Source organism: Micromonospora sp. KC721 (genome assembly GCF_004348355.1).
Lineage (GTDB): Bacteria > Actinomycetota > Actinomycetes > Mycobacteriales > Micromonosporaceae > Micromonospora.
On sequence record NZ_SMJY01000423.1, the window covers coordinates 1 to 502 of the forward strand.

Sequence of the window (502 nt, forward strand, 5' to 3'; positions counted from 1 at the left end):
GCCAGTCCGGACCCGTTCCGGTTCTGCGCGGCCGTGATCGTTACCCCGGTGGCTTTCGCCACGGCGGTCGCCGACGCGAGCCTGTTCCGCAGCGCGTACGCGGTGAGTAGGTGGACAACCCGCCGGCTGATGGTCTCGACCCGAGACAGCTCTTCCAAGAGGTTGAGGGTCCATTGGGACTGGTGATCCGTGTCATGATCACTGACTGTCTTCGACTCCGCTACGAGATCGGTCAGGTCGCGGATCTGCTGCTCGACCCACTGTGCCAGGTCCTTGGGTACCGGCGCGGACTGCGACATCAGATTTACTCCCTTGACGGTCTCGTCTCTAATGACTAGAGTCGACTTCACTCGATGCTCTAAAGGCTAGAGCATAGCCCTTGGGAGGAACAGACCATGCCGCAGACGTTCATCGTGGACCAGGCCGCGACTTTCCAGGCGGTTGCCTTCCTGGGCGCGGAGCCCCGGATTGAGTTCGGCACGCGGGACAAGCAGGAGACGAC

At 62.2% G+C, this 502-nt stretch carries 1 protein-coding gene; it reads right to left on the reverse strand.

The window, feature by feature from the left end; translation table 11 throughout:
- Window positions 1-299: hypothetical protein (locus E1182_RS30770; protein ID WP_132271212.1), on the reverse strand; the 299-nt coding region annotated here is incomplete at its 3' end.
- Window positions 300-502: the final 203 nt, after the last annotated feature.